Origin of the sequence: Kitasatospora sp. NPDC093806 (genome assembly GCF_040683335.1) — a bacterium.
Taxonomy (GTDB): Bacteria; Actinomycetota; Actinomycetes; order Streptomycetales; family Streptomycetaceae; genus Kitasatospora.
On the sequence record NZ_JBFBDO010000176.1, the window covers coordinates 1 to 9,879 of the forward strand.

Genomic DNA, 9,879 nt, shown 5'->3' on the forward strand with positions numbered 1-9,879 from the left:
CGGCTGGTCGAACTTGATGCCGACGGTGATCTTCCCGCCGCCACCGCCGCCACCCGTGCCCGCGCCGGTGCCCGCACCCGTGCCCGCGCCGCCCCGGGTGACAGCTCGGCCGCCCGCCGCAGTGCCCGGACCGCCGGGTCGCACCGGCCGCGCGCCGCAGCGGTCCGCGCGCCGCGTTCCAGGGCGGCCGCCAGGGCCTCGTCGGGACCGTCGCAGGCGTGGGCGAGGTGCCACACCCGCGCCCCCTCCGGAGCCCCGTCCACCGGCAGTGCCTGGGCCAACGCGCGGTGCGCCGCCCGTCGTTCGGCGGGCGCGGCCTCCTCGTAGAGCAGGGCCGCGACCAGCGGTGCGTGGAAGCGGGTCCGGCCGTCCCCGACCGCGAGCAGGCCCGGGCGCAGGACTTCGTCCCATGCTCCCGGACCGAGACCGAGGCGGCCCGCCGTCCTGCGCACCAGGGCCTCGTCCCCCTCCTCGCCGCCGCGGCCCTCGTCGCCGCAGCCCTGGCCGCCGTGGTCCTGGCTGCCGTGGTCCTGGTTGCCGTGCTGCTCGGCGGCCGCGAGGAGGAGCAGGGCGCGGGCGGCGGGGGAGAGCCCGGCCGTGCGGGAGCCGACGGCCCGGCGCAGGCGGGTGCTGAAGGCCCGCGGCTCGTTCGGGTCCGCCCACCGGGACGGGAGTTCACGCAGCGCCAGCGGGTTGCCCGCCGCGAAGCCCACCGTCCGGCGCACGGTGGCCTCGTCGGCCCCGGGGGCGGCGGCCCGCGCGAGCCGCGCCGCGTCCTCGTCGCCCAGCGGCGCCAGCGCCAGCGCGGGCAGCGCCTCCCACGGGCCGTCGGCCGCCGGGGCGGTGTGCGCCGCGAGCAGCAGGAGGACCCGTTCGGTCCGCAGGCGCCTGGCGACGAACGCCAGGCACTGCGCGGTCGGCCGGTCCAACTCGTCGGCCCCGTCCACGAGGACCAGCAGCGGCCGCTCGGCCGCGAGACGGGACAGCAGGGTGAGGACGGCCGCGCCGACGAGGAACCGGTCGCCGGTCCGGGCGCAGTGTCCGAGGACGGCGCCCAGGGCGGCGGCCTGCGGCGGCGGCAGCGCGGGAACCCGGTCGGCCAGCGGCCACAGGAGCTCGTGCAGCGCGGCGAACCCCAACGCGGACTCGGAGCGGCTGCCGCGGCAGCGGATTAACGTGAAGTCGGCCGCGCCGGCCGTCGGGTACTCCAGCATCGCCGTCGTCCCGATCCCGGGCTCTCCCCAGATCACCAGGGCCGAACCCTGGTGGCGGCGGGCCCGGTCGACCAGGCCGTCGAGCATCCGTTTCTCCTGGTCGCGCCCGTACAGCGTGGTGTGGCCGTGGGTGTCCACGAATCCCCTCTTCCGATGTCTCCGGCACTTGCCGGGTGTGATCACATGCCCGACGGGTGACCGATTGGACGGCCGATGCGCCCGGGTCGGGCGGTTCCTACGGTCGTCGCCATGACCGACGAGTCCTTCGACGAATCCACCGGCCCCGCCTCCGACGAGGGGGCTCCGTCCTCCGGGCAGGCGGCGGGGACCGGCTGCGGCACCCGGCCGCCGCGGCCCCGGGACACCGCATGGGCACAAGCGGGAGCCGCCTCCGTGCCTGCCGCGTCCGCGTCCGGCGGGATCGCGCTCGCCGCCGCGCACGGCCTGCGCGCCCTGAACACGCTGCTGGAGGGCAACGCCTGGTTCGCCTCCGGCCGCTCCGGTGATCCCTGGTGGGACGAACGGAAGCGGACCAACGCCGTCCCGGAGCGCCGACCGGTGGCCGTGCTCGCCTGCGCCGACTCCCCGCTCCCGGCCGAAACCCTCTTCGACCACGCGAACCCCGACCTCCTGACGGTCAACCGACCTGGGCGGGAAGCCGACGCCGACGCGCTGGGGCGACTCGAGTACGCGGTGGCGACCCTGGGATGCCCCTTGGTCGTGGTGCTGGGACACGACCAGTGCGGCCCGATCGGCGGAGCCTGGCACACCACCGACGGGGCGGGCGGACAATCGCACCGGTTCCGCCCGGCCGCGGCCGTCAGACCGTCCGGACGGTGCTCCGACGCCGTCGTGGACGACGAGGTCCGCCGCCGGGTCGGGCTGCTCCTGCGGCAATGCCCACGCCTGGCCACCGAGGTCGCGGAGGGCCGGGCCACCGTGGTCGGCCTCGCCTACCGCCGAGGCGACGCCCGGGTGCGGACCGTCACCGCGCACGGACCGGTCCACGACGTCTACGGAGGCGGCTGAGGCCACCGGCGCGACGGACGACAAGGACGACAAGGACGACATGCCGGTGCGGCCGCTCCCCGCGAGCGGATGCGGTCCGCACCGGCCCCGGCGCACCCGCCCGGCGGGATCGGGCCGGGAGGGTCCCGACGCCGTGCGGAGGGTGCTGAGGGGGTGAGCCAATGCGGATCCAGGAGCCTACCGAGGCGATCGACGGACGGAACCGGGACAGTAGGGAACCACCCGTGGCGCACGCAAAGGGACGAGGCACCCCCGGAGGCACGCCCCCGGGCCTTGACACCACGGAGAGCGGGGCCGCCGGAACCGCTATCCCGCGCCCTCCTGCCGGCCCATCCACTCGACGATCGCCTGCTCGGTCACGGCGAGCCGGTCGGAGGGGCTGAACTGGAGCACCTCGGCGCCGGCGTCCACGTACGGGCGGTGGCCCGACGGGATGTAGAAGGCGTCACCCGCCTCGTACACCTCCTCGTGGTCGCCGAAGACGAAGCGCATCCGGCCCGCGATGACGTAGCCCCAGTGCGGGCACTGGCACATTCCGCCGGGCAGCGACTGCAGCGGACCGTCCAGGTCGGCGTCGGCCCCGAAGGAGACGAACTCGACCGTGTAACCGTCCATCTCTTCACGGCGGTCGACCACCGGCCCGAACTCCTGGACCTGTGTCGCCGACTCCTTGGACATCTTCGGCATCGGTGAGCCCCTCTCCGCGGTGACGCCCGAGACTCCCCTCATGTCGAGTTGACCACTTCGTACGACCGGACGCATCCGGGGCGAGGCTGGCATGTGCACTGCCGTCCTGCGAAGATCATCGGATGTTCACTCTCGCCGATGATCTCGGTCACCTCTCCTACCTCGTCGACGGCGACGGACCGCCCGTCGTCCTCGTCCACGCCGGCGTCGCCGACCACCGGATGTGGGACGCGATCGTGCCCGGACTGGTGGCGCGGTACACGGTCATCCGGTACGACCTGCGGGGCTTCGGCGAGTCCGCGCCGCCGACCGGCCCGTTCCGCGAGACCGACGACCTGCTCCGGCTCCTGGACCAACTCGGCCACCAGCGGGTGCGCCTCGTCGGCGCCTCCTGGGGCGGCCGGGTGGCCGTGGACTTCACCCTCGCCCACCCCGAGCGCGTCCACTCGCTGGCGCTGTTCGCCGCGCCGTGGCCGGGCTACGACTGGTCCGCGGACATGATCGCGTACGACGAGGCGGAGACCGCGGCGCTCGCCGCGGGCGACGTGGATGCGGCCGTCGCGATCAACCTCGACATGTGGCTGCGCGGGCCGGCCCGCGGCTGGGAGGACGTCGCCGCCGGGCTGGCCGACCGGGTCCGCGCCCCGATGCGGACCTCGCTGGTCAACCAGGAGGTCGTCGGCGGGCACTCGCAGGGGCCGGGCCGGGGCGACGTGTCCGCCATCGCCGTCCCCACCCTGGTCGGGATCGGGCTGCTCGACGTCGCCGACTTCCAGGACATCGGCCGGCGCTACGCCGCCGAGATCCCCGGTGCCGCCCTGGTCGAGTTCGCCACCGCCGGGCACCTGATCGCCCTGGACGCGCCGGCCGAACTCGTCGACCTGCTCGACCCCTTCCTCGCCCGCTGACCGCCGCCAACCGCCGCCAACCGCCGCCGACCGCCGCAGCCGGTGTCCGCCGGGCCGGGCGCGGCCGGGCGGGGCAGGATGGGCGGCATGGAGCGTACGTTCGAGGAGCTGGTGGACGAGGGCGCGTCGGCGTCGGTCGACGGGTGGGACTTCTCCTGGCTGGCGGGCCGCGCCACCGAGGAGCGGCCGTCCTGGGGGTACCAGCGGTTGCTGGGGGAGCGGCTGGCGCTCGCCTCGGCGGCGCTGGACGTGCAGACCGGGGGCGGGGAGGTGCTGGCCGGGGTGGCCGGCAGCTTCCCCGCCACGGTGGTCGCCACCGAGTCGTGGCCGCCGAACGTGGCCAAGGCGACCGCCCTGCTGCACCCGCTCGGCGCGGTCGTCGTGGCGGATCCGGACGAGCCGCCGCTGCCGTTCGCCGACGGCGCTTTCGACCTGGTGAGCAGCCGTCATCCGGTCGAGCCGCACTGGGCCGAGATCGCCCGCGTCCTGCGCCCCGGGGGCACGTACCTGGCCCAGCACGTGGGACCGGCCTCGGTGTTCGAGCTGGTCGAGTTCTTCCTCGGCCCGCAGCCGCGGGCGCGGCTGGCCCGCCGGCCGGAGGCCGACGCGGAGGCCGCCCGGGCCGCCGGGTTGGAGGTGGTGGACCTGCGTTCCGAGCGGCTGCGGATGGAGTTCCGGGACGTCGGTGCGGTGGTGTACTTCCTGCGCAAGGTGGTCTGGATGGTCCCGGGCTTCACCGTCGACGCCCACCGGGACCGGCTGCGCGAGCTGGACGCGCGGATCCGGGCGGAGGGGCCGTTCGTCGCCCACTCCGCCCGGTTCCTCATCGAGGCGCGCAAACCGTGAGGTCCCGGGGCGCGCCGGGCGCGGCGGCCTGCGCAGCCCGCCGCGCCCGACCTGGTCAGCCCGCCGTGACCAGGTCCAGGTAGTCCTCGCGCCACAGGTCCTCGTCGCCGCCGGGCAGCAGCAGGACCCGGTCCGGGTGCAGCGCCTCGACCGCGCCGGGGTCGTGGGTGACCAGCACGATCGCCCCCGGGTAGCCGCCGACCGCCGTCAGCACCTCCGCCCGGGAGGCCGGGTCGAGGTGGTTGGTCGGCTCGTCGAGCAGCAGCACGTTGGCGCCGGAGTGGACCAGGCCGGCCAGCGCGAGCCTGGTCCGCTCGCCGCCGGACAGCACCCCGGCGGGCTTGTCGGCGTCGTCGCCGCGGAACAGGAACGCGCCGAGCACCTGCCGCAGCTCGCCGTCGGTGAGATGCGGTGCGGCGGTGGCGAGGTTCTCCCGAACGGTGCGCTCCGGGTCGAGGGTGTCGTGTTCCTGGCCGAAGTAGCCGAGCCGCAGCCCGGGGCCGGGGACGACCCGGCCGCCGTCCGGGGTCTCCCGCCCGGCGAGGAGCCGCAGCAGGGTGGTCTTGCCGGCGCCGTTGTGGCCGAGCACGACGAGCCGGGTGCCCCGGTCGACGGCCAGGTCGAGGCCGCCGAGGACGGTGCGCCCGCCGTAGGCCTTGGTGAGGCCGACCGCGCCGAGCGGCATCCGGCCGCAGGGCGCCGGTTCGGGCAGCCGGATCCGGGCGGTGCGTTCGGCCTGCCGGACGGGTTCGAGGGCGGCGAGCATCCGGTCGGCGCGGCGGGCCATCGAGCGGGCGGTGACGGCGGTCGCCACGTTGGCGCGCATCCGGTCGGCCTGGCTGTGCAGGGCGGCGGCCTTGCGTTCGGCGTTGGCGCGCTCGCGGGTGCGGCGGCGTTCGTCGGCCGCGCGCTGGGTGAGGTAGTCGGCCCAGCCGGTGTTGTGCACGTCGACGGTGGCCCGCTGAGGGTCGAGGTGGAAGACCCGGTTGACGGTGGCGGCGAGCAGCGGCACGTCGTGGCTGATCAGCACGATTCCGCCGGCGTACCCGGCGAGGAAGCCGTGCAGCCAGGCGACGGCGTCCGCGTCGAGGTGGTTGGTGGGTTCGTCGAGCAGCAGGGTGTCGTGGTCGGCGAAGAGGATCCGGGCCAGTTCGACCCGGCGGCGCTGGCCGCCGGAGAGCGCGCCGATCGGCTCGGGGAGCACCCGTTCGGGCAGGCCGAGGCCCGCCGCGACGCGGGCCGCCTCGGCCTCGGCGGGGTAGCCGCCGCGCGCCTGGAACTCGGCTTCGGCGCGGGTGTAGGCGGCCATGGCGCGGCGTTGGGCGCGCTCGTCGGAGGCGGTGGCCATGGCGGTCTCGGCGGCGCGCACGTCCCGGACGGCGCGGTCCAGTCCGCGCGCGGACAGGATCCGGTCGGTGACGGTGGTCGCCGGGTCGGCGGCGTGCGAGTCCTGCGCGAGGTAGCCGACCGGGCCGGTGCGGGTGACGGTGCCGGCGGCGGGGTGCAGCCGGCCGGCGAGGGTGGCGAGCAGGGTGGTCTTGCCGGCGCCGTTGCGGCCGACCAGGCCGATTCGGTCGCCGGGGGCGATGTGGAGGGTGACGTCGGACAGCAGGGGGCGGGCGGCGACGCGCACGTCGACACCACGGGTGGTGATCATGGGATGACGCTCCGGAACAGCGGACGGACACACGGGTGGCGTGGAGGCGGGTCCGTCAGCTAGGAGATGCGGGGCGTCGACATGGCGCCGAGGTTAACGCGCGGCGCCCGTGGGGCGCACCCGAATTATCCGGGAGGGACAATCCCCGGAATTCCTTGCTCCGGCATGTCCGCGACATGTTCCATGGCTCCATGGGGCGAAGCGAGCTCGTTCTGATGACCGATCACAGCTCGACCGAGGGCAGCCGGGAAGCGCTGGCCACCGCCGTGCGACGGCTCACCGGACGGGCACCCGTCCTGCTGGACGCGCGGCACTTCATGGCCGGCGGACCGGCCGGGCCCGCCGGCGGCGGCCGGATCCGCGGCACCGCGGACGGCGTCGGCCTGGAGGTCCCCGGCGAAGGGCTGGCGGTGACCGCCTCGGCGGTGCTCCTCTACGAGATACCGCCACCCCGGCGCCTCGAACTTGCCGACTGCCAGCGGGCCCTGCACGCCCACGGCGTCCGCTCGCTCGGCACCGCCGTCGACGGCTGGCGGCTGGCGAGCGACAAACGGCTCGCCGTCGAACGCTTCGCCCGCGACGGCGTCCGGCAGATGCCCACCGTCACCCTCTCCCGGCCCACCCCCGCCGAGGCCGCCGAGGTCCTCGACCGGCTCGGCGGCGACGTCTGGGCGCGCCCGGCCGTCGGGATGAGCGGCCAGGACGTCTTCCACATCACCGACCGCGTCCAGCTCGCCGACGCCGCCCGGCGCTACGCCGAGGCCGGCACCGACTGGCTGCTCGCCCGCGACGCCCGCAACTTCACCGCCGACGGCCGCCGCCACCAGTACCGGGTGACGGTGCTCGAAGGGCGGGCGATCCGCGCGGTCGAACACGTCCAGGACGACCCGGACGAGCCGTGCAACCTCGCCCGCGGCGCCGTCTCCACCCCGCTGCCGCTGGACGCGCTGCCCGCCGGGCTGGCCGACCTCGCGATCGCCGCCACCGCGTCCGTCGGGCTGCCGTTCGCCGGCGTCGACCTCGCGGCCGAGAGCGGCGGCGTCGTGTTCGAGGTCAACGTGCACCCCGCGTTCGGCTCGCCCGGCGCGCTGGAGGCGGTCGGCGTGCCGTACGTGGCCGCCCACCTCGCCCCGCCGCCGTCCGCCTGAAATCCCTGCCCGCCCCCCGTCCGTATCCCTGCCCGCACCCCTGGTCGAACGGACCCTCCGGCGGGTACTAGACTCGGGGAGGTTGTGAAGGCACCTCGTTCGGTGAGGCGTCGTTACGGACACAGGCCACTGACCCCACGACGTCGAGAGACGCCCAGGGTCAGGACAGGTCTCCCCGGCCTAAGGGGTGACCCCAAGTGGCTGCACCCCCGGGTGCTACGCCGTGACGTGCCAAAGCTCTGACGAGATCAGGGGTGCCCACCCGTCGTCGCGGGCCCGTGCGCGCCCGGACATGACGACGGTGTGGACCTCCTGGTGGCCCGGTACCGGCGACCCCGTGCGGGCGCCCCGACGGCGAGGAGGTGAGAGCGATGGAGTGCAGTAGTAGTCCGGGTCGAAGTCGGCCCCGCCCCAGGACGTCCCCCACTTCTCCTGGCACCCGGCGACCCTCCTCCCGTACCGCTCCCGACCCCCGCCGCCGCACCGCCCGCCGCTGACCCCGGCCGGCGGCCGCGTCCGGCCCGGGCGCCGTGCGCGGTGGAGGACGGCCGGGCGCCTCCCCGCCTGCCCCGCCCCGACGACCGGCCACGGTCCCCGGGAGCGGCGGCCCCCGAACCGCGGAGGTACCCGCCATGTCCGACTGGCGTGTGCGCGCTGTGCGCGCGAGCAAGCGTCCGTTCTCCCGCTCCGTCACCCCGATCCACCGCACCGACGACCAGCCCGCCCCCGAGCACTCGATGGACCCGCGCCCGGACCAGCCGGCCGAGCCCGTCAGCCTGGAGCGCTCCGTCGTCGACGCCGCCGTCTACCACGACGGCCACCGCGTGCAGACCGCCACCGACCTGGCCGACGTCTACCGCGAACTGCCCGGCAAGCCCGGCACCATGGCCTGGATCGGCCTCTACCGCCCGGCCGAGACCCAGCTGCTGGAGGCCGCCGAGCGGTTCAACCTGCACGAACTGGCCGTCGAGGACGCCATCGTCGCCCACCAGCGGCCGAAGCTGGAGCGCTACGGCGACACCCTCTTCGTGGTGCTCCGCGCCGCCCGCTACCTGGACGACGTGGAGGAGGTCGACTTCGGCGAGATCCACCTCTTCGTCGGCCCCGACTTCGTGCTGACCGTCCGCCACTCGCAGGCCCCCGACCTCTCCGCGGTGCGCCGCCGCCTGGAGGCCGACCCGGACCTGCTCGCCCTCGGCCCCGAGGCCGTGCTGTACGCGGTCCTGGACGCCGTCGTCGACGGCTACGCGCCGGTCATCGCGGGCCTCCAGCACGACATCGACGAGATCGAGACCGAGGTGTTCGGCGGCGACCCGCAGGTGTCCCGCCGCATCTACGAACTCTCCCGCGAGGTCATCGAGTTCCAGCGCGCCACCCGCCCGCTGCTGGAGATCATGCAGAGCCTGGAGGCGGGCTTCGGCAAGTACGGCACCGACGAGGAACTGCAGCGCTACCTGCGTGACGTCGCCGACCACGCCACCTACGCCGCCGAGCGCGTCGACGGCTTCCGCCAGATGCTCCAGAACATCCTCACCGTCAACGCCACCCTGGTCTCCCAGCGCCAGAACGAGGAGATGAAGCAGCTCGCCGAGGCCGGCCACGTCCAGAACGACGAGATCAAGAAGATCTCCTCCTGGGCGGCCATCCTCTTCGCCCCGACCTTGATCGGCACCGTCTACGGCATGAACTTCACCACCATGCCTGAACTCAAGTGGGCCTTCGGCTACCCCTTCGCCATCGCCCTGATGGCCCTGGTCTGCACGAGCCTCTACCTGATCTTCAAGCGCCGCAACTGGCTCTGACGGGTCGGTGGTTCGCCGGCCTGGCGGGGGGCCGGTGGGCGGCGGGACCAGAGGAGGGTGGCGGTGGTGAGGGCGGTGGCGCCGAGGAGCCAGCGGGGTGGGCCGGGCGGGAGGAGGGCGAGGGTCAGGCCGGCCAGGGCGCCGGTGAGTTGGAGGGCGAGGGACTGGACGGAGAGGGCGGTGGCGCGGGTCTCGTCGGGGACGCGCCGGTGGAGCTGCTCGTTCTGGTTCGGTGCGGCGGCGCCCAGCCCGAGGTAGCCGAGGCCGTAGCCGAAGGCGGCCGCCACGGTGGCGGCCGGTCCGGCGGTGCGGGCGGTGACGGCGAGCAGCAGCACGCCGGCGGCGCAGGCGGCCAGGCCGAGGAGGACCGCGCGGCTGCCGTCGGAGCGCCGGGCGAGGGCGGGGGCGAGCCGGGCGCCGAGGGCGGCGCAGAGGAAGCCCGCGCAGCTCAGCACGCCGACCAGGCCCGCGCCGGATTCGGCGGCGCCGGTCAGCTCGGCGGCCCGTCCGGGCGTCAGCAGTTCGACGGTGCCCAGGCCGGCGACGCCGTCGTCCGCCGGGTCCTGCTGACGGCGGCCGCCACCGGCG

At 75.3% G+C, this 9,879-nt stretch carries 8 protein-coding genes, 1 pseudogene and 1 riboswitch; of the genes and pseudogenes, 5 read left to right on the forward strand and 4 right to left on the reverse strand.

Annotated features, from left to right (window positions below; genetic code table 11):
- On the reverse strand, positions 1–1,352 hold a 1,352-nt coding region (locus tag AB0N76_RS38050; RefSeq protein WP_363565427.1), incomplete at its 3' end, for an ATP-binding protein.
- A gap of 111 nt (positions 1,353–1,463) precedes the next feature.
- On the opposite strand from AB0N76_RS38050, the gene AB0N76_RS38055 reads away from it, so the two are divergent.
- Positions 1,464–2,243 carry a carbonic anhydrase gene (locus AB0N76_RS38055; RefSeq protein WP_363565428.1) on the forward strand — a complete coding sequence of 260 codons (780 nt, stop codon included), beginning with the start codon at positions 1,464–1,466 and terminating at the stop codon, positions 2,241–2,243.
- A 306-nt stretch (positions 2,244–2,549) separates the two neighbouring features.
- Here AB0N76_RS38055 and AB0N76_RS38060 read toward each other — a convergent pair whose 3' ends face one another.
- Positions 2,550–2,930, reverse strand: a complete 381-nt coding sequence (locus tag AB0N76_RS38060) for a cupin domain-containing protein (protein WP_363565429.1) — start codon at positions 2,928–2,930, stop codon at positions 2,550–2,552.
- A gap of 122 nt (positions 2,931–3,052) precedes the next feature.
- On the opposite strand from AB0N76_RS38060, the gene AB0N76_RS38065 reads away from it, so the two are divergent.
- Both AB0N76_RS38065 and AB0N76_RS38070 read left to right on the forward strand, forming a co-directional pair.
- Positions 3,053–3,838 carry an alpha/beta hydrolase gene (locus AB0N76_RS38065; RefSeq protein WP_363565430.1) on the forward strand — a complete coding sequence of 262 codons (786 nt, stop codon included), beginning with the start codon at positions 3,053–3,055 and terminating at the stop codon, positions 3,836–3,838.
- Between the two features lie 87 nt (positions 3,839–3,925).
- Positions 3,926–4,684, forward strand: coding sequence for a class I SAM-dependent methyltransferase (locus AB0N76_RS38070; protein ID WP_363565431.1), 759 nt, complete (start codon positions 3,926–3,928; stop codon positions 4,682–4,684).
- A 55-nt stretch (positions 4,685–4,739) separates the two neighbouring features.
- Here the strand turns inward: AB0N76_RS38070 and AB0N76_RS38075 are convergent, their stop codons facing one another.
- A complete protein-coding gene (locus AB0N76_RS38075) occupies positions 4,740–6,341 on the reverse strand; it encodes an ABC-F family ATP-binding cassette domain-containing protein (RefSeq protein WP_363565432.1) in 1,602 nt (533 codons plus the stop codon).
- A gap of 215 nt (positions 6,342–6,556) precedes the next feature.
- On the opposite strand from AB0N76_RS38075, the gene AB0N76_RS38080 reads away from it, so the two are divergent.
- Positions 6,557–7,489: an alpha-L-glutamate ligase gene (locus AB0N76_RS38080; protein WP_363565433.1), complete on the forward strand. Its 933-nt coding sequence runs from the start codon at positions 6,557–6,559 to the stop codon at positions 7,487–7,489.
- Positions 7,490–7,576: 87 nt separating this feature from the next.
- Positions 7,577–7,750: riboswitch (M-box (ykoK) riboswitch) on the forward strand.
- Between the two features lie 371 nt (positions 7,751–8,121).
- Positions 8,122–9,291, forward strand: a complete 1,170-nt coding sequence (locus AB0N76_RS38085) for a magnesium and cobalt transport protein CorA (protein WP_363565434.1) — start codon at positions 8,122–8,124, stop codon at positions 9,289–9,291.
- On the opposite strand, the pseudogene AB0N76_RS38090 reads toward AB0N76_RS38085, so the two are convergent.
- Positions 9,258–9,879 (reverse strand): annotated as a pseudogene (locus AB0N76_RS38090) (hypothetical protein); the annotation flags it as partial. The gene AB0N76_RS38085 and the pseudogene AB0N76_RS38090 overlap by 34 nt on opposite strands.